At 66.5% G+C, this 23,503-nt stretch carries 19 protein-coding genes; 12 read left to right on the forward strand and 7 right to left on the reverse strand.

From position 1 onward, the window contains the following. Together sucB and QZZ33_RS03675 are read left to right on the forward strand one after the other, a co-directional pair. The coding region (gene sucB, locus QZZ33_RS03670; protein WP_291378284.1) for a 2-oxoglutarate dehydrogenase, E2 component, dihydrolipoamide succinyltransferase at positions 1-1,558 on the forward strand (1,558 nt) is incomplete at its 5' end. A 3-nt stretch (positions 1,559-1,561) separates the two neighbouring features. Beyond that, complete coding sequence (locus tag QZZ33_RS03675; RefSeq protein ID WP_291378285.1) at positions 1,562-2,455, forward strand: TIGR01777 family oxidoreductase; 894 nt, start codon at positions 1,562-1,564, stop codon at positions 2,453-2,455. Positions 2,456-2,474: 19 nt separating this feature from the next. Here QZZ33_RS03675 and QZZ33_RS03680 read toward each other — a convergent pair whose 3' ends face one another. Both QZZ33_RS03680 and QZZ33_RS03685 read right to left on the reverse strand, forming a co-directional pair. Beyond that, positions 2,475-3,680: a hypothetical protein gene (locus tag QZZ33_RS03680; protein WP_291378286.1), complete on the reverse strand. Its 1,206-nt coding sequence runs from the start codon at positions 3,678-3,680 to the stop codon at positions 2,475-2,477. Positions 3,681-3,747: 67 nt separating this feature from the next. Then, complete coding sequence (locus QZZ33_RS03685; RefSeq protein ID WP_291378287.1) at positions 3,748-5,928, reverse strand: MMPL family transporter; 2,181 nt, start codon at positions 5,926-5,928, stop codon at positions 3,748-3,750. A 52-nt stretch (positions 5,929-5,980) separates the two neighbouring features. Here QZZ33_RS03685 and lipB point away from each other — a divergent pair, with 52 nt between their 5' ends. The 3 genes from lipB (at position 5,981) to QZZ33_RS03700 (ending at position 8,489) form a co-directional block, all read left to right on the forward strand. Next, positions 5,981-6,685, forward strand: coding sequence for a lipoyl(octanoyl) transferase LipB (lipB, locus tag QZZ33_RS03690; RefSeq protein ID WP_291378288.1), 705 nt, complete (start codon positions 5,981-5,983; stop codon positions 6,683-6,685). Then, positions 6,682-7,683, forward strand: a complete 1,002-nt coding sequence (gene lipA / locus QZZ33_RS03695; RefSeq protein WP_291378289.1) for a lipoyl synthase — start codon at positions 6,682-6,684, stop codon at positions 7,681-7,683. Before lipB ends, lipA begins: the two co-directional genes overlap by 4 nt. Positions 7,684-7,760: 77 nt before the next feature. Beyond that, the gene (locus tag QZZ33_RS03700; RefSeq protein WP_291378290.1) at positions 7,761-8,489 is read left to right on the forward strand and encodes a DUF4191 family protein; all 729 of its coding nucleotides are present in this window, start codon (positions 7,761-7,763) and stop codon (positions 8,487-8,489) included. Positions 8,490-8,492: 3 nt separating this feature from the next. On the opposite strand, the gene QZZ33_RS03705 is transcribed toward QZZ33_RS03700, so the two are convergent. Then, positions 8,493-9,167 carry an HAD-IA family hydrolase gene (locus tag QZZ33_RS03705; RefSeq protein ID WP_291378291.1) on the reverse strand — a complete coding sequence of 225 codons (675 nt, stop codon included), beginning with the start codon at positions 9,165-9,167 and terminating at the stop codon, positions 8,493-8,495. A gap of 173 nt (positions 9,168-9,340) precedes the next feature. Here QZZ33_RS03705 and glnA point away from each other — a divergent pair, with 173 nt between their 5' ends. The 3 genes from glnA (at position 9,341) to QZZ33_RS03720 (ending at position 13,729) form a co-directional block, all read left to right on the forward strand. Continuing rightward, positions 9,341-10,774, forward strand: coding sequence for a type I glutamate--ammonia ligase (gene glnA, locus QZZ33_RS03710; protein WP_291378292.1), 1,434 nt, complete (start codon positions 9,341-9,343; stop codon positions 10,772-10,774). Positions 10,775-10,930: 156 nt separating this feature from the next. Continuing rightward, the gene (locus QZZ33_RS03715; protein ID WP_291378293.1) at positions 10,931-11,965 is read left to right on the forward strand and encodes a LacI family DNA-binding transcriptional regulator; all 1,035 of its coding nucleotides are present in this window, start codon (positions 10,931-10,933) and stop codon (positions 11,963-11,965) included. Positions 11,966-12,079: 114 nt separating this feature from the next. Further along, complete coding sequence (locus tag QZZ33_RS03720; RefSeq protein ID WP_291378294.1) at positions 12,080-13,729, forward strand: alpha-amylase family glycosyl hydrolase; 1,650 nt, start codon at positions 12,080-12,082, stop codon at positions 13,727-13,729. 7 nt (positions 13,730-13,736) lie between these two features. Here the strand turns inward: QZZ33_RS03720 and QZZ33_RS03725 are convergent, their stop codons facing one another. Genes QZZ33_RS03725 through QZZ33_RS03735 form a run of 3 tightly spaced genes read right to left on the reverse strand, consistent with a single transcriptional unit; the run spans position 13,737 to position 18,986 of the window. Further along, positions 13,737-14,612 carry a hypothetical protein gene (locus tag QZZ33_RS03725; RefSeq protein WP_291378295.1) on the reverse strand — a complete coding sequence of 292 codons (876 nt, stop codon included), beginning with the start codon at positions 14,610-14,612 and terminating at the stop codon, positions 13,737-13,739. Beyond that, entirely contained in the window at positions 14,609-17,611 is a 3,003-nt protein-coding gene (locus QZZ33_RS03730; RefSeq protein ID WP_291378296.1) for a bifunctional [glutamine synthetase] adenylyltransferase/[glutamine synthetase]-adenylyl-L-tyrosine phosphorylase, read from the reverse strand. The genes QZZ33_RS03725 and QZZ33_RS03730 overlap by 4 nt, the downstream gene beginning before the upstream one ends. Positions 17,612-17,651: 40 nt before the next feature. Next, positions 17,652-18,986: a glutamine synthetase family protein gene (locus tag QZZ33_RS03735; protein WP_291378297.1), complete on the reverse strand. Its 1,335-nt coding sequence runs from the start codon at positions 18,984-18,986 to the stop codon at positions 17,652-17,654. A gap of 74 nt (positions 18,987-19,060) precedes the next feature. Between QZZ33_RS03735 and QZZ33_RS03740 the strand changes: the two genes are divergently transcribed. Together QZZ33_RS03740 and panB are read left to right on the forward strand one after the other, a co-directional pair. Further along, the gene (locus tag QZZ33_RS03740) at positions 19,061-20,710 is read left to right on the forward strand and encodes an NAD+ synthase (protein ID WP_291378298.1); all 1,650 of its coding nucleotides are present in this window, start codon (positions 19,061-19,063) and stop codon (positions 20,708-20,710) included. Next, on the forward strand, positions 20,707-21,516 hold the full coding sequence (gene panB, locus QZZ33_RS03745) for a 3-methyl-2-oxobutanoate hydroxymethyltransferase (protein WP_291378299.1): 810 nt from the start codon (positions 20,707-20,709) through the stop codon (positions 21,514-21,516). Before QZZ33_RS03740 ends, panB begins: the two co-directional genes overlap by 4 nt. Before the next feature lie 17 nt (positions 21,517-21,533). Here panB and QZZ33_RS03750 read toward each other — a convergent pair whose 3' ends face one another. Next, the gene (locus tag QZZ33_RS03750) at positions 21,534-21,731 is read right to left on the reverse strand and encodes a hypothetical protein (RefSeq protein WP_291378300.1); all 198 of its coding nucleotides are present in this window, start codon (positions 21,729-21,731) and stop codon (positions 21,534-21,536) included. Between the two features lie 32 nt (positions 21,732-21,763). Here QZZ33_RS03750 and map point away from each other — a divergent pair, with 32 nt between their 5' ends. After that, positions 21,764-22,645 (forward strand): type I methionyl aminopeptidase, encoded by an 882-nt coding sequence (map, locus tag QZZ33_RS03755; protein ID WP_291378301.1) that lies wholly within the window; start codon positions 21,764-21,766, stop codon positions 22,643-22,645. Further along, a complete protein-coding gene (gene ppgK, locus QZZ33_RS03760; protein ID WP_291378302.1) occupies positions 22,642-23,475 on the forward strand; it encodes a polyphosphate--glucose phosphotransferase in 834 nt (277 codons plus the stop codon). Before map ends, ppgK begins: the two co-directional genes overlap by 4 nt. Positions 23,476-23,503 lie beyond the last annotated feature (28 nt).

Consider the following 23,503-nt stretch of genomic DNA (forward strand, 5'->3'; position numbering starts at 1 on the left):
TTCGACTCCCGCCGATGCCTCCCCCGCGACCCCGGCACCGAGCGCCGAGGCGCCGAGCGAGCCAGCGACCGACAAGCCAGCCCCGTCGTCGTCTGGCGACGCTACCGACATCACGCTGCCCGCCCTCGGCGAGTCCGTGTCAGAAGGCACTGTCACGCGCTGGCTCAAGGCGGTGGGCGATGAAATCGCGGTGGACGAGCCCCTCCTCGAGATCTCTACCGACAAGGTGGACACCGAGATTCCGTCGCCTGCGGCAGGCACCCTGGTTGAGATCCTGGTTGACGAAGACGAGACCGTTGAGGTCGGTGCAGTGTTGGCCAGGGTCGGATCTGGTGCTCCCGCGAAGGAGGCACCTGCTCAGGAGGCTGCGCCTGCACCGGAGGCCGCTCCCGCTGAGGAGTCTGCTCCCGCTGAGGAGTCTGCTCCCGCTGAGGAGTCTGCTCCTGCTCAGGAGGCCGAGACTCAGTCGGCACCGGCACCGGCCCCTGAACCCCCAGCCGAGCCCGCCGCACAAGAGGCAGCCCCGGCGGCACATGAGGCAGCTCCCGCACCGCAGCAGCAGTCCGCTGGAGACTCCGATGCGTCCGCTGGCGGCACCTCCGGGTACGTGACGCCGATTGTGCGCAAACTCGCCGCCGAACGTGGCGTTGATCTCGACAAGGTCAAGGGCACCGGAGTGGGAGGGCGCATCCGCAAGGAGGACGTGCTCGCCGCGCCAGCAGCGAGCGCTCAGGAAGCACCGAAGCCGCAACAGGACCAACAGCCGGAGCAGAAGGAGTCCCCTGAGGCCGCTCCTGCCACGTCAGCCCCCGCGCCGTCGTCCGATGAAGACAAGACGTCGTTGCGTGGAACCACGGCCAAGATGACCCGCATCCGCAAGATCACCGCGGAGAGGATGCTCGAGTCGTTGCACGGCATGGCGCAGTTGACCACCGTGGTCGAGGTCGATTGCTCGGCCATCTGGTCCCTGCGTGCGAAGAGCAAGGTGGCATTCCAGGAGAAGCACGACGCCAAGCTGACGTTCCTGCCGTTCTTCACCAAGGCCATCGCCGACGCCCTGGTCGAGCACCCCAACCTCAACGCGTCCGTGGACGGCGAATCCATCGTCTACCACGGCGAGGTGAACCTGTCTCTCGCGGTCGACACGGAAAAGGGCCTCATGTTGCCCACCCTGCGCAACGCGGAGGACAAGTCGATCGCCGAGCACGCTCAGCAGATCGCCGACCTTGCTGGCCGCGCCCGTTCGGGCGGCCTCAAGTCCGACGAGATCAGCGGCGGCACGTTCTCGGTGACCAACACCGGCTCCGGCGGCACCCTGCTCGACACGCCCATCGTGCCGTCACCGCAGGTGGGAATCCTGGCCACGACCATCATCGAGAAGCGCGTGGTGGTGAGCAAGGGCTCCAATGGTGAGGACGTGTTGTCCATCAAGCCGATGTGCTACCTGCCGCTGAGCTATGACCACCGGATCGTGGATGGCGCGGATGCCGCGCGCTTCTTGCAGACCGTCAAGGGCCTCATCGAGGCTGGCGATTTCGAGTCATCTTTGGATCTCTAGCGCATGCGCGTCGTCATCTCTGGTGCGTCGGGGCTCATCGGCACTGCCCTGACGGAGTCCCTGAGCGCGGACAATCACGACGTCATCGCGCTCGTAAGGCGCGAGGCACGAGGCGACAACGAGTCCTCGTGGGATCCCGCTGATCACACGATCGACCACGATGTCATCGCCTCGGCTGACGTTGTCGTGAACCTCGCTGGCGCCTCGATCGGCGGCAAGAGGTTCACGTCCAGTTATAAGCGGGTGGTCATGCAGTCGCGCGTCGACTCGACCACCACAATCGCCAACGCCATCGCTGCGGCCAATCCCTCCGTGGTGCTCCTTCAAGGCTCGGCGATGGGTTACTACGGCGACCGAGGCGAGCAGCAACTCACCGAGAGCGTCGGCCCCGGCGAGGGCTTCCTCGCAGAGGTGTGTCAGGCGTGGGAGGCTGCGGCCTCCCCTGCGGTTGACGCTGGCGCGAGCGTCTCGTACCTCCGCACCGGACTCGTGGTGGCGGGGCACGGGGGATTCGCGCAGCGCCTCCTTCCCCTCGTCAAGCGCAGCTTGCTGAAGTCCCTGGGAGGCGGCGATGCGCTGCAGTCGTGGATCACCCTGGAGGACCAGGTGCGTGGGCTCCGCTTCCTCATGGACAAGCGCTACGAGGGCCCAGCGAACCTCGTGACTCCGCAGCCGGCCACGATGGCGGAGATCATTGCCGCGTTGGCTCACGCTTTGGGCTCGCGGCCTGGTCTCACCGTGCCGTCGTGGGTGCTTCGCGTCGTCATCGGCGAGGCTGCGGACGATCTGCTGTCGTCTCAGGCGGGCGTTCCGAAGGCGTTGACCCAACTCGGTTTCGCCTGGTCGCACCCGACGCTGGAGTCGGCCGCTCGCTACGTGGCGGACGACGCCAAGTAGCAGCAGTCGCGCGGCCCCACTAGGTTGCGGCGTCGGCAGAGGCATCGGCCGCGGAACGCACCAGCCAGCCGTCATCACCTCGTACCAACTCCAAGTCCACGGTCTGGCTATAGCCCTCAAATCGAGTCGCCTCGCCGTCCATAGTGACCACGTGGTCGCTCAAGGTGTACGTGACCCGCACCACCCTGACATCAGGCGTGCCTGCCTCAGCGGGCTGGACCACCACGTGGTCGATCGAGGCGACCAGGCCATCGACCACCATGCGTCCCGATGCAAGCGCGGCGGACGTCGCCTCGGCCTCCGCCCGTGCGGGCGAGCCTTCGGCGGTCCAGTGGGCCAGCGCCTCCGGCCCAGAGGACTGCAGCGCATCGAATCGCGCCTGGGTGGCCTCTCGCGCCACCCAAGCAGGGTCCTGTTGAGCGGGCACCACACCCCCGGTGAGCGGATCGGCCTTGGACGCCCCCGGCATCAGGGACCACAACCCCCACGCCCCTAGAGCCACGACGAGCCCCGCGCCCAACGCCAACACCACCTTTGGCGACCACACGCGCGCCGCCTGACGCCACCTCCAGATGCGCGCCTGGGGCAGTTTTCTCACGCTCCCCGGAAGCACTGCCGACGCCCGCATGGAAGAGGCCACGCCCCGCGGCAGGTGATGCAACGGCTCAGGAGGGGCGCATGACCCGAGCGCCCTGGCGACCATGGCCGCAGTGGGCCGGGCGGCGGGATCCTGGTGAGTCATCGGCTCCGTCCACGCACGTACCGGCTCCGCCTCTGGCCCGTCAACGCACATGGCCAGCATGCGCCCCAAGGCCGCAACATCGTCGGCGGCCGTGGCATCCGCTGGCCCGTCGACGAGTTTGCCCACCACCACACCCCTGGACGGCAAGCGCACGGCGTCTGCGCCGACCGCGCCGTGAGCCAAACCGTCCCTGTGCAAGGCCGCAAGCGCCCCCGCCACCGCCATTCCCAACCAGACGCACTCCCCCGCCCTGAGCGAGCCGCGGGACTCCAGCATTTCCTGCAAGGTCACCGCACCGTAGGTGGGCTCGGCGACGGCGACAGCGTCTCCCGGCAGCATCGTCACGCGTGAGGGCACATCGAGAGCCTGGTGGGCGACGGCGGCCACGGCGGCCACCCGCGCGCGCACGGCCTCGTAGGCATCCTGGCCGTGACCGACAACGCGCTCGCGCGCTGCCGGCTCTGCAGTGCTGAGAGAGCTCATGCCCCTACGGTGCCGCGTCGGCGGCGCTCACGGGCGTTATCCACAGGCCGATTTGTCCCGGCAGGCGTCAGTTGCGGAACGCTCCCGCCCACGGCCACCACGACGCCTTCCCGATGTCAGAGATCAGGCCGGGAACGAGCAGGGACCGCACCACGAACGTGTCGATCAGCACGCCGAATCCGACGATGAAGGCAATCTGTGCCAGGAAGATCAACGGCAGCACGCCGAGCGCAGCGAACGTGGCGGCGAGCACGATGCCCGCAGAGGTGATCACTCCGCCCGTGACGGCAAGCGCGCGCCGCACACCCTGGCTAGTGCCGTGCACGAGCGCCTCCTCGCGCGCCCGAGACATGAGGAAGATCGAGTAGTCAACACCCAGTGCCACCAGGAACACGAATCCCAGCAGCGGGGTGCCCGGGTCCATGCCGGGGAACCCGAAGACGAAGTCGAACACCAGGGCCGACGCTCCGAGCGCCGCAGCGAAGGACAGGACGTTCGCGAGCACGATGATGGCTGGGGCCACGAGTGACCGCAGCAGCAAGGCCAAGACCACAAAGATGACCGCAAGAATCATGGGAACAATCACCCGGATGTCACGGTCAGTGGTGAGCCGCGTGTCGAGAGACTCGGCGGCCGCGCCGCCCACCAGAGCTCCCTGTGACATCGGGTGCACCACGTCGCGGATCTGCGCGACCACGTCTTGAGCAGGCCGTGCAGTGGATGACGCCTCCGTCACCGCGTCAATTTCGACGCGGCCGTCGACCACAATCGGCTCCTCCGGCACGGTTCCTCCCGGGGCACCCTGCGCGACGGCAGGGGTCAACAGGAAGGCGTCCTGCACCCCCTCGACGGCCTTGACGGCCGCCAGCACCGACTCAGAGTCCGCTTGATCAACAATGATCCTCACGGGCGCGGTCGCGCCTGCCGCGAAGTGGTCCTCAAGCACAGCGAAGCCTTCGACCGACTCTGTCGGGGTGAGGAAGACATCGCGGTCTCCGAGGCCGTCGGCCTCGAGTTGCGTGAGCCCTGCCGCCATCACCAACAGCAGCGCACCCGCGCCGATCCACACCCGCCTGGGGCGCGCGTCAACGGTTCGCGATACCCGGCCCCACACGCCGGAGCGCTTCTCCACGGCCTCGATGGTGGTGGCGTCGTCGTCATCGTCGCCCAAGTAGCGCGGTCGAGCAGGCCAGAACACTCCCCGCGCGTGCTTGCCGCCGATGAGCAGCAACGCGGGCAGGAGCGTGAGCGCGGCGAGGAAGGCGCTTGCGATGCCGATGGCCCCGGCCGGCCCCAGTGAGGCGTTCGACTTCAGGTCGGACAGCAAGAGCACCAGCAGCCCAGCGATGACCGTGCCCGCCGACGCCGCAATGGCCGCTAGCGACCGCCGCACCGCCTCGCGCATGGCGTCGTACGGGCTGCGACGGTGCAGCAACTCCTCGCGGTAGCGTGCCACCAGCAACAGCGCATAGTCGGTGGTGGCGCCTACCACCAGGATGAACATGATGCCTTGAGATTGGCCGTTGAGCGTGATGATGTCGGCCTTCGCCAACGCGTAGACCAGGACGATGGCCGCGGACAACGCGATCATCGCGGTGGTGAGCACCAAGAAGGGCAACACGGGGCTGCGGTAGACGATCAGCAGGATCACGAGCACCACTGAAAGCGCCACCACCAGCAAGATGCCGTCGATGCCTGCGAACGCGGCGACGAGGTCCGCCACCAGGCCGACTGCGCCCGTCAGGTAGCCATCCGCGTTGGCGCCGAGCTCTTGCTCGGCCCACGTGGCGCGCACCGTCTCGGCAAGAAGCCCGCCGACGGTGGATTCGCCCGATGTCTCGCCAAACACGGCGGCATCGACGTCGAAGATGACGAGCATTGCCTCGCCGTCCTCTGCTGGCACGACTTGAGGGTCGGAAGCGAGAACGTCGCCGACGCTGCGGCCCTGCTCGTCGCCCTCCAGGGGCGCCGCCACCGCCTCGTCCACAAATGCCTGCACGGCGGCAGACTGCTCCGGGCCCACGCCCTCGATGACGAACAGGCCAGGCACCGCGTCTGACGGGACAAACTCGGCATGGGCCTGCGCTGCCTGGGTGGACTCGGCGGAGGAGGGCAGGAACGCGGAGTTCTCGTTCTCCTGAACGGAACTCAGCACGCCGAAGGTCTGGCCCCCCACGCCTCCGATCCCCAACCACACGACAATTCCGAGGACGACCAAGACGGGTCTCAGCCAGGCGCGATTCTTCATGTGACTATCTAACACGCGGAGTCTCTCCCCATTCCCGGGTTAGCCTGATCTGATGCAGATCATCAACCTGCTGGACGGCGAGCACCGCGACTACCGCGACATCTGGGCCTTGCAGCGACAGATTCACGGCGAGGTGGGTGCCGGTGAGCGACCGGACACCACGATCCTGGTCGAGCACTCCAGCGTCTACACGGCTGGCAAGCGGACCGCCACATGGGACCGCCCAATCGACGGCACGGAAGTGATCGATGTGGACAGGGGCGGCAAGATCACGTGGCACGGTCCCGGGCAGCTCGTCGGGTACCCGATAGTGCGCCTGCGGGAGCCACTTGACGTCGTGGAATACGTGCGGCGTCTCGAGCGGGCGATCATGGAGGTCTGCGCCGGCTACGGGTTGGAGACCGTCCGGGTCGAGGGGCGCTCTGGAGTATGGCTCCCAGCGACCGACACCCGCAGGGAACGCAAGATCTGCGCGATTGGCGTGCGTGTGGCCAAGGGCGTGTCGATGCACGGCTTTGCGCTCAATTGCTCCCCCGACCTCACGGCCTTCGACCAGATTGTGCCGTGCGGCATCGCCGATGCCGAGGTCACCTCGCTGAGCGTCGAACTGGGCCGCACGGTGGAGATCGCCGAGGTCGTGCCAGCCACGCTGGCCGCGCTGGAAACCTCCCTGGCCGACATACGATGGGAGTCTCACCGCGCGGATACCCCACCGCGCCGCACCGACGCAGCCCCACAACCCCAGGAGATCGCGTGACTCTCGCCCCAGAAGGCCGCAAGATGCTACGCGTCGAGGCCCGCAACGCCGAGACGCCCATCGAGCGCAAGCCCGAATGGATCCGCACCACCGCCACCATGGGACCCGAGTACAAGGAACTCAAATCGCTCGTGAAGGGCGGTGGGCTCCACACGGTGTGCGAGGAGGCTGGCTGTCCCAACATCTTCGAATGCTGGGAGGACCGTGAGGCGACGTTCCTCATCGGCGGCTCGCAGTGCACCAGGCGCTGCGACTTCTGTCAGATCGACACGGGCCGTCCCGCTGAACTCGACCGTGACGAGCCCCGACGCGTCGCCGAGTCGGTGCGCGAGATGGGCCTCAAGTACTCCACTGTGACGGGCGTGGCCCGCGACGACCTTCCCGACGGCGGAGCCTGGTTGTACGCGGAGACGGTGCGCCAGATCCACGCGCTCAATGCGGGAACGGGCGTCGAGTTGCTGATCCCCGACTTCAACGCGAAGCCTGATCAACTGGCCGAGGTGTTCTCCTCTCGCCCCGAGGTGCTGGCCCACAACGTCGAGACGGTGCCGCGCGTCTTCAAGCGCATCCGACCGGCCTTCACCTACGAGCGCTCCCTGTCGGTACTGGCCTCCGCCCAAGCGGACGGCTTTGTCACCAAGTCCAACCTCATCCTGGGCATGGGAGAGACGTACGACGAGGTGATTCAGGCCCTTCACGACCTGCACGACGCCGGTTGCGATCTGCTCACCATCACGCAGTACTTGCGCCCCAGCCCCCGCCACCACCCGGTGGACAGGTGGGTTAAGCCGGAGGAGTTTGTGGAGTTCTCCGATGCCGCAGAGGAGATCGGGTTCCTGGGCGTCATGTCGGGGCCGCTCGTGCGGTCGTCGTACCGCGCCGGACGGCTGTGGGCCCAGGCGATGACGCGCAAGGGCCGTGAGATTCCCGAGCAGTTGAGCCACCTCGCCAAGCCGATGGCCGCCCGCCAAGAGGCCTCGTCGCTGCTCGCGAGGTAGCCTCGCGACCCATTTCGCGAGGGTCCTGTCGCCGAACGGGGGTCGAGCGCGCGTCTGGCGTCTAGACTGGGCGCATTATGGCAAAGCAAGCACCCCCCGCACCCAAGCAGCGCTGGTACAAGACCCTCTGGCAGGCCTACTCGGTCACGGCGAGGACCGACAAGAAGCTCCCGTGGATCCTTGGCAGCCTCCTCCTGGTTCCGCTCGCAGTCGGCATTCTCGCTGCCGTCTTCACCGACGGTCTCGCCGCGAAAATCTACGGCCCCCTCACCGGACTCATGGTGGGCGCCGTCGTGTCGCTGTTCGTGCTGACCAAACGCTTTGAGAAGCAGATGTTCCAGCAGATGGACGGCGTCATGGGCGGCTCGCTCGCGGTCGCCCAGTCCGTGACGAGGAACTGGCAATTCGCAGAAGAGCCGATCGCCGTCGACCAGAAGACCCGTTCCGTGGTGTTCCAGGGCGTCGGCAATGGCGGTGTGGTGCTCCTGGCAGAGGGCGGCAACGCCGCTCGCCGCCCCGTCACGCAGACCGTGGCTCGGCTGGGCAAGCTCGTTCCCGGAGTGCCGGTCACCCCAATCTACGTGGGCCATGGTGAGGGAGAGGTGCCGCTGAAGCGCCTCACCAAAGAGATCAAGGCCACCAAGACCAAGCAGTTTGGCCGCGGGCTCCGCAAGGGGCTGTCGGCGGCCGATGCCGCGACGGTGCGGGCGCGCCTGCGCGCCATGGGCGGACCTCAGATGGCCGTGCCGAAGGGCATCGACCCCACGAAGGCCAGGGCCGACCGCAAGGCGATGCGCGGACGCTGAGCCCTAGTCGCTCACGAGGCGCAGCCGCGCCTGAGTCCCCTGCTCCACGCGCACGGAACGCCAGTCACTGAGGCGCACTATCCCGTCCATCGCCTCGTGCTGCACGCCGCCCATCACGACCGGCACCGCACCGGCGGCTCGTGCTGCCAGAATCCCCGGCACTGTGTCCTCGAACACGACGCACCGGCTCGGGCGCACACCGAGCGCGTGTGCTGCGGCCAGGTAGCCCTCCGGATCGGGCTTCCCCTTGCCAACGTCGTCTGCGCCTACCAGCACGCGCGGGGACGGGAAGCCGACCGCGCCCAACCTCGCCAAGGCGGGCCCACGCAACGCCGACGTCACCACGGCCCATGCGTCGGCCGGAAGTGCGTCCAGCAACGCCCCCGCGCCCGGCACCTGCGTCACCTCGTCAAAGTGCTCTTGCTCCCACCGGGAGACGCGAGCAAACCATGGCTCCACGTCGGCGCTGTCCGGCAAGAATCGGCGCAGCGTGTCGCGTGATGGAACGCCATGGGCGTAGGCGATCACCTCACCGGGGTCGATGCGCTGCTCTTCAGCGAAGCTTGACCACATCTGTTCGACAATCACCATCGAGTCGACAAGCGTGCCGTCCATGTCGAACAGCACGGCGTCGACCTGGATATCGAGCGCCTGGGTCATGGAGGAAGTCTCGGTCACTGGGCCAGCGTAGCGAGCCTCAGCGGGACCTTAGACCCGGTTCGCGGGCAGTTCCCGCCTAGCCGAACCCACCTCGTAACGTGGCCGTAACACCCGGAATACGCACGGGTAACGACGTGCCACTAAGTTGGGTGAAGCCACAGTTGGCTTGACCTACCTCAAGGAGAAATCCGATGTTCAAGACCGCCGAAGAGGCGCTCGCCTACGTGAAGGAAGAGGGCGTCGAGTATGTCGACATCCGCTTCTGCGACCTGCCGGGCGTAATGCAGCACTTCAACATTCCGGCCGCTCAGTTCACGGAAGACGTTTTCAACGATGGCGCCATGTTCGACGGTTCGTCGATCCGTGGATTCCAGGCCATCAACGAGTCCGACATGAAGCTACTGCCCGACGTGGCGACGGCCTACATTGACCCGTTCCGCGTCGCCAAGACGCTGATCATCAACTTCTCGATCGTTGACCCGTTCACGAACGAGCCCTACTCGCGCGACCCGCGTAACGTCGCTGCCAAGGCCGAGGCCTACCTCAAGACCACTGGCATCGGCGACACCGCGTATTTCGCGCCAGAGGCGGAGTTCTTCATCTTCGACTCGGTGCGCTTCGCGACCAACCAGCACGAGGGCTACTACCACGTCGATTCCGCCGAGGCTGCGTGGAACACCGGCGTCGAGTATGAAGAGGACGGCACCCCCAACCGCGGCTACAAGACGCGCTACAAGGGCGGCTACTTCCCCGTCAGCCCGGCAGACCACTTCGCCGACCTGCGCGACGAGATGTGCACAGTGTTGGGCCAGGTGGGTCTGGATCTTGAGCGCGCGCACCACGAGGTGGGCACCGCTGGCCAGCAGGAGATCAACTACCGCTTCAACACCCTGTTGCACGCGGCGGACGACCTCATGAAGTTCAAGTACGTCGTCAAGAATGTGGCGTGGAACGCTGGCAAGACGGTGACGTTCATGCCGAAGCCCCTGTTCGGCGACAACGGCTCGGGCATGCACGTGCACCAGTCGGTGTGGCAGGACGGCACTCCCCTGTTCTTCGACGAGAAGGGCTACGGCGGACTGTCCGACGTTGCTCGCTGGTACATCGGCGGCATCCTGAAGCACGCCCCGTCGCTGCTGGCGTTCACCAATCCGACGGTCAACTCGTACCACCGGCTGGTTCCCGGCTACGAGGCGCCCGTCAACCTGGTGTACTCGGCTCGCAACCGCTCGGCAGCCGTTCGCATCCCGATCACGGGATCGAACCCCAAGGCCAAGCGCATCGAGTTCCGTGCGCCTGACTCGTCAGGTAACCCGTACCTCGCGTTCTCTGCGCTGCTGATGGCTGGCCTCGACGGCATCAAGAACCGCATCGAGCCCCCTGCCCCCGTGGACAAGGACCTGTACGAGTTGCCTCCGGAGGAGCACGCCAAGATTCCTCAGGTGCCATCCTCGCTCGAGGGTGTGCTCAACAGCCTCGAGGCCGACCACGCGTTCCTGCTTGAGGGCGGCGTCTTCACGTCCGACCTCATCGAGACGTGGATCGACCTCAAGCGCACCGCAGAGATCGACGCGCTGCGCTTCCGCCCGCACCCGCACGAGTTTGAGTTGTACTACGACTGCTAAGTGGTGCTGAAACACGAAGGGGCCGTCCAGCTGGACGGCCCCTTCGTCGTCTCTGCACCTCGCCACCGCGGCGCTCGCTGAGGACTCTGGGAACGACGGGAACGACGGACAGACCCGCGCATGTGGGTAGGGTACGTGCGTGAGGACAATGACGTCATGACGATTCAGCAAGTGGCCGCGTTGGCTGGGGTGTCGACCGCGACGGTGTCGCGCGCCCTCGCGGGCAAGAAGACGGTCTCCACGGCGACCAGGCTGAGGGTGGAGGCCGCCGCCAAGGAGTTGGGCTACGTGGTCTCCTCTGCCGCTTCGAGCCTCGCGTCAGGACGCACCCGCAACATCGGCGTGGTGATGCCGTTCCTCGACGCGTGGTTCTACATGCGCGTGCTTAATGGCGCCCACCAGGCGCTCTACGACGCGGGATACGACCTCACCCTCTACCACCTCGACGCGGCCTCGACGGAACCTGGTGGGGAAGACAACCCGCGTCGGTCGCGATTGTTTGACGAGTTCTTGAGGCGCCAGAGGGTCGACGGCTTCATCGCCGTGTCGCTCGAGTTGACCGAGGCAGAACTCGACAGCCTGCATGCCATCGGAAAGCCAGCCGTGGGAATCGGAGGCCCGCTGCGCGGCGCCTTGACCCTCAGCATCGACGACGCCGCGGTCGCTCGCCTCGCCACCGACCACCTGTTGTCGCTCGGCCATCGCCACATCGCGCACATCGGCGGCGACCCCATGCTCGACCTTGACTTCCACCTGCCGTCCCACCGCAGGGGCGGCTACGAGGAGGCGCTGAGAACCCACGGTATTGAGCCGGATCCGCTGCTCGTGAGAGTCGCGGACTTCACCATCACGGGCGGCTATCGTGCGACGCTGCAACTGCTGGGCGACCCTCGTGTGGCGCCCACCGCAATCTTCGCGGCCTCGGACGAGATGGCCATGGGGGCAATCATGGCCGCGCGGGATCTTGGCAAGAGGGTGCCAGAGGACCTCTCCATCGTCGGCATCGATGGTCACGAACTTGGGGACTTCTTTGGCCTCACGACCGTGTCTCAGTTCCCCGAGACGCAGGGCCGCCTTGCCGCCCAGGCGGTGTTGGAAGCACTGGAGACCGGGTCGACGCCAGCGCACCACATCGCCCTGCCGTTCGAATTGGTCGTCCGGCGCTCGACGAGCGTCCCCACGGACCACTAGCGACACTCCTCGCGGAAACCCCCACGCAAGAGACGCAGAGGCCGCGTGTCGCCGCGCCCACCGAGCCAAAGCAAGCGTGTGCATCGTCGGCGCGCGCAGCAATAGAGTGGAGACATGCCAACCCAGACCCCTGCCCCCATGTCCCCCGAGTGGTGGCGCACCGCCGTCATCTACCAGGTCTACCCCCGGTCCTTCGCCGACGCCTCAGGAGACGGCGTGGGAGACCTTCCCGGTGTCACGTCCCGGCTGGACCACCTAGCCGAGTTGGGCGTCGACGCGGTGTGGCTCTCGCCGTTCTATCGCTCCCCCCAAAACGACGCGGGCTACGACGTCTCCGACTACTGCGACGTCGATCCCCTGTTCGGGACCCTCGCAGATGCCGACGCGCTCATAGCGCGCGCTCACGAGCTTGGCCTGCGGGTCATTGTGGACGTGGTGCCCAATCACTCGTCGAGCGAACACCGCTGGTTCCAAGAGGCGCTCGCCGCGGGACCTGGCGCGGCCGAACGCGATCGGTACATCTTCCGCGCGGGACGCGGGCCGGACGGCGCGGAGCCGCCCAACAATTGGCTCTCCATGTTCGGCGGGCCAGCGTGGACTCGCATCACCGAGGCGGACGGCACGCCTGGACCCTGGTATCTGCACCTCTTTGACGCCACCCAACCGGACTTCGATTGGACCAACCCGTGGGTCGCCGATCGCTTTGACGAGGTGTTGAGGTTCTGGTTCGATCGGGGCGCAGACGGCTTCCGCATCGACGTGGCGCACGGCCTGGCCAAGGCGACGAGCCTGCCCGACTACGAGGTCGACCCGTTGCGTACTGGGGGCGAGTGGGCCTCTGACGACCACCCGTACTGGGGGCGCAACGAGGTGCACGAGATCTGGCGCCGGTGGCGCGCGATCGCCGACAGTTACGACGGAGACCGCGCACTCGTCGCCGAGGCCTGGGTGACACCCTTGAGCAAGATGGCTCGCTGGGTACGACACGACGAACTTCACCAGGCGTTCAACTTCGGCTACCTGATGACGCCGTGGGACGCGATCGAACTTCGCGCCGTGATCGACGAGTCTCTCGCGGCCTTCGAGGGCGTGGGCGCCCCGTCCACGTGGGTGCTGTCCAATCACGACACGATCCGCCACCCGTTCCGCCTGTCCGTCAAGGAACCCCTGCCACACAACATCGGCATCGGCCCCAAGAGCGCAGACCGTCCGGACGAGGCCCCAGCGCTTGCCAGGGGTCGCGCCGCCACCCTGGTGATGCTCGCGTTGCCGGGTTCGGCGTACGTGTACCAGGGCGAGGAACTGGGCCTACCAGAGGCGATCGACATTCCGGACGACGCCAGGCAAGACCCCACCTTCTTCCGCACCCCAGAGGGTGTGTACGGCCGCGACGGATGCCGCGTGCCCCTGCCGTGGGAGGCAGACGCCCCCGCGTTCGGCTTCTCCCCCACGGGAGCCTCGTGGCTGCCCCAGCCGGCATCGTGGGCCGAGTACGCAGCCTCAGCGCAAGTCGGCGTCGAAGGCTCGACTCTCGAAATGTACAAGTCCGCGTTGAGGCTGCGACGCGAGCACGCGCTGGGCGAGGGCCGCATCACCTGGAATGAGTCGATCGAGGACGTCCTGGACTTCACAGTGGGCGACGTCCGGGTGCTCGTCAATCTGTCCGACGAGGAGGTGCCCCTGCCTGGCAGTGACGTGCTACTGGCGTCGGCGCCCGTCTCGGGAACCCTTCCACACGACACGACAGTCTGGCTACGCGCCTAACACGCCCCTATCGGCGGGAACGGCCCATCAGGTACCCCAACAGCGCTGCCACGGCGGCGCCCGCCAGCGCGATCCATGCCGCGAGCAGCAGTTTCCCTGTCACGATCGGAAGTGCCGACTCGGCGATGACGTCGCTGAACACTTCGCTCCAGCCTCCGTCACCGCCGCCGGGAATCAGCCCGGCAATTCTCTCGGGGCCGATCACCACCAACGCGGCGTAGGCGACCAGCGAGAACACTCCGACAGCGGCCAAGAACTTGGCGATCACAAAGCGCCTGCGAGTGGAAACCAGCATGCCGAGCACGATGAGCGCGAGTCCTGCCCACAGGAAGTAGCGTTTGGCGAACTCCATGCGGTCGTAACCGGTGCGCGCCTTCTCGAACGTGTCAGCGGACACCACCTCGATGCGCACGGCCCCGACCGAGACATCGGGAACCCGCCCGCCCACCACGGCGATCTCGTCGATGCGGTCGTTGACGAGGTCGCTCGTGTTGATGGCTACCTCAAACGGCGCCGGCGCACGGTGGGAGTCTGTGAGTTCATCGTGCAACTGCCCCCTGGCGGACTCCAGTTGCTCGACGACGCTGTCACGGAACGCCTCGGTTTCCACCAGGGAGGTAATGCTGTCCGCCGCAGCGTCCCCCAGCCCCCACACCTCCAGATCGACTCCCTGATCCGCGAGTTCCGCGAAGGCCCTGTCCTTCATTTCGGTGCCGATCCTGTCGGTCACGGCGGGGTTCTTCAGGGCCACCACCACGATGCGTTCGGTCGCGGCCCCGTCCTCGACGGCTTTGACGCCCACCCATGACACCAACCACAGCACCACGAGCGTGGCGCCCGCCACGATGGCGATCGCGGACAGCATCGTTCTCAGGGCCCTCATGCGTCCGGCTTCCACTCGAAGAACACTCGTTCCATGACGGCTCGCGCCCTCCTGGAGGTACGAGCGTAGCGCTCATCCAATTCTTGGCCCGTCTCCCCGCCCCCCAAGATCGACGACAAGACGGCGAGCTCGCCGATGTCTCCGGGCAGCACGTCGCTGTCGCCGGACGCCCCTCTCAACGCGATCGCCCCCCGCAGGTCAGTGGCCAGCCGCCACGCCAGGGTGAGGACGAGCGCGTCGTGTGCACCCAACACCTGCGCCTCCTGGGCGGCAAGGATTGCTTCCAGCGTGCGCGTGGTGCGCAGCCCCGGCACCTCGTGGCCGTGGCGCAGTTGCAACAGTTGCGCAGTCCACTCCACGTCTGACAGGCCTCCAGGCCCCAACTTGAGGTGCCTTCGCGGGTCGATCCCGCGCGGCAACCGCTCCGCCTCCATACGCGCCTTCAAGGTGCGCATCTGGCGCAGCGCCTCCTCTGTCACCTCGTGGCGATACCGCTCCTTATCGATAGCGGCGGTGCAACGCGCACGCAACTCCTGCGGTCCAGCAACCGGGCGCGCCCGCAAAAGCGCCTGGATCTCCCACGGGTCAGACCAACGCCTGTAGTACTCGATCATCGAGTCGAGCGACCTGACGAGCGGGCCATTCTTGCCCTCTGGCCGGAGGTCGGCGTCCACCGCGAGCGACGGCTGCGGATTGGGTCGCTGCAGCAGGTCCCTGAGCTTGGTGGCGACGGCGAGGGCAAAAGCGGTCGGGTCCTCGGCACCCTCGCGAGGTTCGAAGACAAATTGCACGTCGGCGTCCGAGGTGTATCCCATCTCCTCGCCTCCGTACCGGCCCATGGCGATCACCGCGAGGTCTGCTTCCGGCTCCTTGAGGCCCTTGTCTCTGGTCACCACCGCAACCGCGACGCGTAGAGCGGACCGCATGAGAACATCGGTCGCGTCAGTGACGGCCCTGGCAGCGCCCACCGAATCCTGGAGTGTCAGCACGTTCGCTGCGGCCGTCCTGGCGATCTCTCGCCTGCGAAGCCCCCGAAGAGCGGTGATGCACTGCTCCTCGTCGTCGGCGCGCGACACGATCGCTTCCGCCTCCTTGTCCAAGCGGTCGATCGACACTTGCGTCAGGTCGTCGTCGTTGTCGAGCCAGGTGATGTCTTGGGCGGAGGCCAACAGCGCCTTGGTGACAAAGGCAGACGTCGCCAACAGAATCGCCAATCGCTCAGCGGCCATGCCGGAGTCGCGCAGCAACTTGAGGTACCACTGAGTGTCTTCCAACTGTTCTGACAACTGTCGGAAGGCAAGGAGCCCCGCATCCGGATCCACACCGGCCCCAAACCAGCCAATCATCGCGGGGAGCAATTGGCGCTGGATCGCCGCCCTCCTGCTCAGGCCCTGAGTCAGTGCCGCGATGTGTCGCTGCGCCCCTTCGGGATCGCGGAAGCCGATCGCCGCGAGTCGGGCACGGGCCGCGGATTCGTCGAGCGAGGCTTCATCGGCGCTCAGTCGGGCGACCGCACCCAGAATCGGCCTATAGAACATCTCGAGGTGCATGGCCCGCACATCCCGGCGCACATCCTCCCAGACCTCGTCCATGTAGCCGACGGTCGCGAAGCCGGAGGCCCTGGCAAGGATTCGCTTGGCCTCTGGCGTGTCTGGCATGAGGTGCGTGCGGCTGAGCTTGCGAAGCTGAAGGCGATGTTCCCAGACACGAAGTTGGCGGTAACCCCTGTCGAGCCCCGCCGCCTGAGTGCGACCCACATAACCGCCGTCACGCAGGGCTCGCAACGCCTCGAGGGTGCCGCGCACCCGCAGGGTCTCATCCGATCTGCCGTGCACCAGTTGCAGAAGCTGGATGGTGAACTCGACGTCTCGCAGGCCCCCAGGACCCAACTTGATCTCGCGACCCTCCTCTTTGGGCGGAATGTGGTCCTCGACCCTCCTACGCATCAGCTGAGCGGATTGCACGAACCTGTCGCGCTCCACCGCAGTCCACACGAAAGGCCACACCGCATCCACGTACGCCTGGCCCACTTCCATATCCCCCGCCACCGGGCGCGCCTTGAGGAGTGCCTGAAACTCCCAGGACTCGGCCCAGCGTTCGTAGTACGCGCGGTGCGACTCGACGCGTCTCACCAAGACGCCGTCCTTGCCTTCCGGGCGCAAGTTGGGATCCACCTCCCACAACGGCGGCTCCCCAGCGGGGGCGGAGCACACCGCCGCAACGCGCATGGCAAGCGTCGTTGCTACGGACAGCGCATGGGACTCCTCCGCGCCATCGGCAGGCTCCGCCACGTAGATGACGTCCACGTCGGACACGTAGTTGAGCTCACGCGCGCCGCACTTGCCCATGGCCATCACCGTCAGCCGCGCGGCCTCATGCCCTGGGGTTTCCCCCCGAGCCACGGCGATCGCGGCCTCGAGTGCAGCTCCCGCGAGGTCGGCCAGCGCGGCGCCCACGTCTGGCATCACCGCGAGGGGGTTGGGCGCGGCAATGTCCACCGCCGCCACATGGGCGAGGGCACGGCGGTATGCCACCCTCATGGCGTCAACCCCGGCCGCACCCGTGAGGGTAGCGACAGGAACGGCATCGTCAGGGTCTGCGCCCACTGCCACCAACAGATCGCGACGGGCGTGGGTTGCCTGGGGCGGGGCGGCGATGTCCCACTCCTTGGCGTCGGCCGCGAATTGGGGGTGCCTCACCAGGAAGTCGCCGATGGCAACCGAGGCCCCCAAGAGCATCGCGAGTGTGGCGCCCGCTCGCGTCTGCCTCAACGCCACAAGTTCGTCGAGCACGCCTTGGCGCTGCGCGGCCTCCGCCAGGCGCAGCAGGTTGAGCAGGCCAACGTCGGGTTCGGCAAGGTACGACAGCGCACTCGGGACGTCCTCAATCGTGACGCCGCTGATCTGCTCGATGTCCGCGATAAGTCGCGCGGCTCGCTCGGGGTCGGTGACGCCTGCGCGCAACAGTTGCGAAGCGGAACTGGGTTCGCGGGTTGTCACGCCTCTACCCTACGGACACGGGCATTCACGAGTCTGGCGACTACAGGACGCCCAAGTGGCGTTCGAGTTCGAAGGGCGTCACTTGTGAGCGGTAACCCGACCATTCCTCGCGCTTGTTGCGCAGGAAGAAGTCGAAGACGTTCTCGCCGAGCGTTTCTGCCACCAGCTCGGACTTCTCCATGACGGCAACGGCCTCCGAGAGCGACGACGGCAGCGGCTCATAACCCATCGTCTTGCGCTCGGCGGCGCTGAGCTCCCACACGTCGTCTTCCGCGCCGGGAGGAAGCTCGTAGCCCTCCTCGATGCCCTTGAGTCCGGCGGCAAGCATGACGGAGAACGCCAGGTAGGGGTTCGCCGCCGAGTCGACGGCACGGTACTCGATGCGCGTCGACTGGCTCTTGCTCGGCTTGTGGATCGGCACGCGCACCAGGGCGGAGCGGTTGTTGGAGCCCCAGCACACGTAACTGGGCGCCTCCGCGCCTCCCCACAAACGCTTGTACGAGTTCACGTACTGATTGGTGACGGCGGTCATCTCCGGCGCGTGCCTCAGCAGTCCCGCCATGAACTGGCGAGCCACAGTGGACAGGCCCAAGTCTGCCGCGGGGTCATGGAAGGCGTTGCGATCGCCTTCGAACAGGCTGAGGTGCGAGTGCATGCCTGACCCTGGCGCGTAGTGCAGCGGCTTGGGCATGAACGAGGCGTACAGCCCCTGCTCCAGTGCCACCTCCTTGATCGCGGTGCGGAAGGTCATGATGTTGTCGGCGGCCGTCAGCGCGTCTGCGTAGCGAAGGTCGATCTCGTTTTGGCCGGGCCCCGCCTCGTGGTGGCTGAACTCGACGGAGATGCCCATCTCTTCCAGCGTGGTGATGGCGGTGCGCCGGAACTCGTGCGCGGTGCCGCGCGGCACGTTGTCGAAGTAGCCTGCCTGGTCCACGGGCTTGGGTGGCTGGCCGTCCTCGAGGGGCTTGAAGAGGTAGAACTCGATCTCGGGGTGCACATAGAACGAGAACCCCTGTTCGGACGCCCTGTCGAGAGTGCGCTTGAGCACCTGGCGGGGGTCCGACAACGCTGGCTCCCCATCCGGCAGTCCAATGTCGCAGAACATGCGCGCCGCGCCCTGCCTCTCGCCCCTCCACGGCAACACCTGGTAGGTGGTGGGGTCAGGCTTCGCCAGCATGTCGGACTCGTAGACGCGAGTCAGCCCTTCTACCGCGGAACCATCGAAGCCGATGCCCTCGCTGAACGCATTCTCAAGTTCTGCGGGTGCAATCGCCACCGACTTGAGGATCCCGAGCACATCGGTGAACCACAATCGAATGAAGCGAATGTCGCGCTCCTCGACGCTGCGAAGCACATACTCCTGCTGCTTATCCATAGCCCCTATCCTGCCCCATCAATGTGACGATCATGTGACATGCCCTTGCGCCAGGCGCCGCGTAGGCTGGCGCCATGTCTGGCCTCACGATAGCGCTCGCCCAAGTCAATCCCTGCGTCGGCGATATCGCTGGTAATGCAGCGCTTGTGCGAACCTCTGTGCGACAAGCCGCCGACGCGGGGGCCAGCCTCGTCGCGTTCCCTGAGATGGTGATGACGGGATACCCCATCGAGGACTTGGCTCTGCGCGAGAGTTTTCAGCGCGCGGCCGAGCGCGCCGTCAAGGCACTTGCCTCCGGCCTGGAGGCGGACGGCCTGGGGTCCACGACGGTCATTCTTGGCACGCTGGGCGTCAGCAAGACCGGTATGCCCTTCAACCAGGCCGTCGTGATCAGAGACGGCAAGGTTCAGGCCCGCTACAACAAGCACCACCTGCCCAACTACGGGGTGTTTGACGAGCGTCGCATCTTCGCGCAGGGTGCAGACCGCCTTGTGGTCGACGTCGATGGCCGTCGCGTCGGCGTCGTCATTTGTGAAGACATCTGGCAAGACGGCGGCCCCGTCGCCGACATGGACGATGCTGGCATCGACCTGCTGGTGGTGCTCAACGGCTCGCCCTTCGAGGAGGGAAAGGGTCGCGTGCGCACCGACCTTGCGCGCCGACGCGCCGCAGAGGTGGGCGCGCCGCTCGCCTACGTCAATATGTGGGGAGGCCAAGACGACCTGGTCTTCGACGGCCACTCCTTCATCGTGGCGGCCGACGGCGAGTGGATGGCCAACTCCCCCGGATTTGCCGACGCCCTCCTCACGTGGACACTTCCAGGAGCGGGCGAGTCTCCCGTGCCGTCCTCCGTGGTCGACTTCGCCTCTGACGACGAGCAGGTGTACCACGCGATCGTCACGGGTCTGCGCGACTACGTCACCAAGAACGGTTTCAGTTCCGTGGTGCTCGGGGTTTCAGGCGGCATCGACTCGGCGCTGACCGCCACGATCGCCGCCGACGCGGTGGGCGGCGAAAACGTGGTGGGCGTGTCGATGCCGTCGTCGTTCTCCTCAGAGCACTCCAAAGACGACGCCGCCGACCTGGCCAAGCGCATCGGCGCCGACTATCGCGTGCAGCCGATCGCGCCCATGGTCGACGCCTTCCAGCAAGAGTTGGCGCTCACCGGCGTGCCGGAAGAAAACCTGCAGGCCCGCGTGCGTGGCGTGATCCTGATGGCGATCTCAAACCGCGAGGGCCACCTGGTGATCGCGCCCGGCAACAAGTCCGAGCTCGCCACCGGCTATGCGACCATCTACGACGCAGGCAGCATCGGGGGCTTCGCACCCCTCAAGGACGTGGACAAGTCCCGCGTGTGGGAGTTGGCGCGGTGGCGCAACGCCGTGGCGGCCGAGCGCGGCGAGGTCGAGCCGATCCCCGTGAACTCGATCGAGAAGCCGCCCAGCGCCGAACTACGTCCAGGCCAGACAGACCAAGACTCGCTGCCCCCTTACGACCTCCTCGACGAGGTGCTCGACGCCTACGTGGAGCACGCGGAGGGCAGGGCCGAGTTGTTGGCGCGCGGCTTTGACGAGGCCGTGGTGGACAAGGTGCTGTCGCTCGTTGACCGCGCGGAGTGGAAGCGTCGTCAGTACCCGCCTGGACCCAAGGTGACGGCTCTCGCGTTCGGTCGCGACAGACGACTGCCGATTACCAGCCGCTGGCGTGAGAAAGTGGAGCCATGACCGACCGCAAGAAGGTGCGCATCCACCACTTCCGCGAGATGAAGTCCCGCGGTGAGAAGATCACGATGCTCACGGCATACGACTTCCCCACGGCCAAGCTGTTTGACGAGGCTGGGGTAGACGTCCTGCTCGTGGGCGACTCGCTCGGCGACAACATCCTGGGCCACGACAACACTGGCACCGTCACTCTCGACGAGATGATCCCGTTGGCCCGTGCCGTCTCGCGCGGCGCCCAGAAGGCCTTTGTGGTGGCGGACCTGCCGTTCGGCACCTATGAGGTGTCGCCTCAGCAGGCTGTCGAGTCCTCGATTCGCATGATGAAGGAGGCCCAGCCGCACGCCATCAAGTTCGAGGGCGGGCGCCGCATTGCCCCGCAGGTGAAGGCCCTCGCCGACGCTGGCATCCCCTTTGTAGGCCATCTCGGCTTCACGCCACAGTCAGAGAACATGCTGGGCGGGCGGCGGATCCAGGGCAGGGGCGACGGCGCCTACGACGAGATGCTCGCCGACGCCGTGGCCCTCCAAGAAGCGGGCGCCTGCATGATCGTCCTCGAGATGGTCATCTCGCCCGTGGCGGAGAAACTCACGGCCGCCCTGGACATTCCGACCATCGGCATCGGCGCGGGACCCCACACTGACGGCCAGGTGCTCGTGTGGCTCGACGCTCTCGGCATGTCCGACTGGAGCCCCAGTTTCTCCAAGCATTTTGGCGAGGTGGGCAAGGCCATGCGCGACGCTGCCGCGTCGTATGTGAACGAGGTCAAGGGCGCGACGTTCCCCAGCGCCGACCACACGTTCGACGAATAGCCCTCACGGGATGTGGGCTAGTCCTCGCCCTTCCACTCGGCATCGGCGTCGTCCCATGCGTCGGAGCGCTTCTCGGCCGTCTCGAGCGCCTGGGACGCCTCGTCGAAACTGGCATACGGGCCAAGCAAGTGCTCCCACGGGCTGAGGCGCCCCTTCTCCACCATGCGAGTCTGCGTGTTGAAGTAGTACTCCGTGTTGTCGCTTGCCTCGTGCATGTTCGGCCTCCTGCGCCCTTAGACTGCCAAGTATGGCCCCCGCACGCGAGAGCATCACCAAGGGCTCAGTCTCCCCGATGCGCCCCGTCCCCGCCAGCATTCCCCGTCCCGAGTACGTGGGCAAGAAGCGAGCTGCCACGTGGAAGGGCGGCGATGTCCACAGCGACGAGATCGTGGAGCGCATCCGCATCAGCGCGAAGATCGCCGCGCAGGCTCTCGCCGAGGTGGGCCGTCACGTCGTGCCTGGAGTGACCACGGACGAGCTCGACCGGGTCGGGCACGAATTTCTCATGGACCACGGGGCATACCCCTCCACGCTTGGCTACCCTGGCGCCGCGGGCAGGCCGCCGTTTCCCAAGGGACTGTGCGCCTCCGTGAACGAGGTGGTGTGCCACGGGATCCCCGACGACACGGTTGTTCAGGACGGCGACCTCGTCAAGATTGACATCACCGCCTATCTCAACGGTGTGCACGGCGACAATTGCGGCTCGTTCATCGCTGGCGAGGGCAGCGCACAGACGCGCCAGCTGCTCGAGGTGGCCCGCGAGGCCACCATGCGCGGCATCAAGGCCGCCCACGCAGGGCGCCAGGTCAACGTCATCGGCCGCGTCATCGAGAAGTACGCTGCACGCTTCGGCTACGAGTCGGTGAGGAACTACACCGGCCATGGCGTGGGCCCCGCATTTCACAGCGGCCTCGTGATCCCCCACTATGACTCGGCTCCCTACCACGACGACGTCATCGAGCCAGGCATGGTGTTCACCGTCGAGCCCATGATCGTGGCCGGATCAGAGGCGAACCGCGAATGGGATGACGGCTGGACCGTGGTCACCAAGGACGGCTCGTGGGTCGCGCAGTTTGAACACACCATCTACATCACGCCCGATGGCCCGGAGGTTCTGACCACCCCATGAGCAAACACATCGCACTCGGCGTCGACATCGGCGGCAGCGGCATCAAGGCGGCCCCCGTGAACCTCAAGACGGGAGCCTTCACGGAAGACCGCTACCGCGTGGCGACGCCCCAACCGGCAACCCCAGACGCCGTCGGGAGCGCCGTGGCCAAGGTGGTCTCCAAGTTCTCCCCCTCCAAGAAGACGCCCATCGGCATCACCTTCCCCGGCGTCGTCCAGCACGGGGTGGTCAAGTTCGCCCCCAACATGGACCAGTCCTGGATCGGCGTCAACATTGACGACGTCATGCGCGACTACATCGGCCGCTTCGTTCACACGCTCAACGACGCGGACGCCGCCGGCTATGGCGAGTTCCTCTACGGTGCCGCGCACGGCCGCGACGGCGTCGTGTTCTTGGCCACGCTAGGCACTGGCATCGGGAGTGCCGTCATTGTGGACGGAGAAGTCGTGCCCAACACGGAACTGGGGCACCTCATCATCGACGGCCGCGACGCAGAGGAGTACGCGGCTGAGTCGGCACGCGAGCGCCACGACCTCGACTGGGACGAGTGGTCCGGTCACTTGCAGAAGTACTTCTCAGAGGTCGAGCGGCTGATCTGGCCCGACCTCATCATCGTGGGCGGGGGCGTATCGAAGGCTCACGAGAACTTCCTGCCCAAGCTCGCGTTGCGATCCCCCATCGTGCCTGCGGAACTCCTCAATGGCGCCGGGATCGTAGGAGCTGCGGCCGGCGCGGCTCACTTCCGCGACCGGGAGCAACTCAAGGAGAAGGCAGAAGCGAAGAAGGCGAAGGCGGCGGCCAAGCGCGAAGCCAAGAAGAACTCCAACTGAGCAGAGCCCCGGTTCGCCCTGCGTCCAC

It is taken from the genome of Demequina sp., assembly GCF_016278775.1.
Taxonomy (GTDB): domain Bacteria; phylum Actinomycetota; class Actinomycetes; order Actinomycetales; family Demequinaceae; genus Demequina.

Excerpts from the sequence above, each read along its gene's own strand:
- QZZ33_RS03675 (WP_291378285.1), top strand. The coding sequence starts at position 1,562 with ATGCGCGTCGTCATCTCTGGTGCGTCGGGGCTCATCGGCACTGCCCTG.
- QZZ33_RS03680 (WP_291378286.1), bottom strand. The coding sequence starts at position 3,680 with ATGAGCTCTCTCAGCACTGCAGAGCCGGCAGCGCGCGAGCGCGTTGTC.
- QZZ33_RS03685 (WP_291378287.1), bottom strand. The coding sequence starts at position 5,928 with ATGAAGAATCGCGCCTGGCTGAGACCCGTCTTGGTCGTCCTCGGAATT.
- lipB (WP_291378288.1), top strand. The coding sequence starts at position 5,981 with ATGCAGATCATCAACCTGCTGGACGGCGAGCACCGCGACTACCGCGAC.
- QZZ33_RS03700 (WP_291378290.1), top strand. The coding sequence starts at position 7,761 with ATGGCAAAGCAAGCACCCCCCGCACCCAAGCAGCGCTGGTACAAGACC.
- glnA (WP_291378292.1), top strand. The coding sequence starts at position 9,341 with ATGTTCAAGACCGCCGAAGAGGCGCTCGCCTACGTGAAGGAAGAGGGC.
- QZZ33_RS03715 (WP_291378293.1), top strand. The coding sequence starts at position 10,931 with ATGACGATTCAGCAAGTGGCCGCGTTGGCTGGGGTGTCGACCGCGACG.
- QZZ33_RS03720 (WP_291378294.1), top strand. The coding sequence starts at position 12,080 with ATGCCAACCCAGACCCCTGCCCCCATGTCCCCCGAGTGGTGGCGCACC.
- QZZ33_RS03725 (WP_291378295.1), bottom strand. The coding sequence starts at position 14,612 with ATGAGGGCCCTGAGAACGATGCTGTCCGCGATCGCCATCGTGGCGGGC.
- QZZ33_RS03735 (WP_291378297.1), bottom strand. The coding sequence starts at position 18,986 with ATGGATAAGCAGCAGGAGTATGTGCTTCGCAGCGTCGAGGAGCGCGAC.
- QZZ33_RS03740 (WP_291378298.1), top strand. The coding sequence starts at position 19,061 with ATGTCTGGCCTCACGATAGCGCTCGCCCAAGTCAATCCCTGCGTCGGC.
- panB (WP_291378299.1), top strand. The coding sequence starts at position 20,707 with ATGACCGACCGCAAGAAGGTGCGCATCCACCACTTCCGCGAGATGAAG.
- QZZ33_RS03750 (WP_291378300.1), bottom strand. The coding sequence starts at position 21,731 with ATGCACGAGGCAAGCGACAACACGGAGTACTACTTCAACACGCAGACT.
- map (WP_291378301.1), top strand. The coding sequence starts at position 21,764 with ATGGCCCCCGCACGCGAGAGCATCACCAAGGGCTCAGTCTCCCCGATG.
- ppgK (WP_291378302.1), top strand. The coding sequence starts at position 22,642 with ATGAGCAAACACATCGCACTCGGCGTCGACATCGGCGGCAGCGGCATC.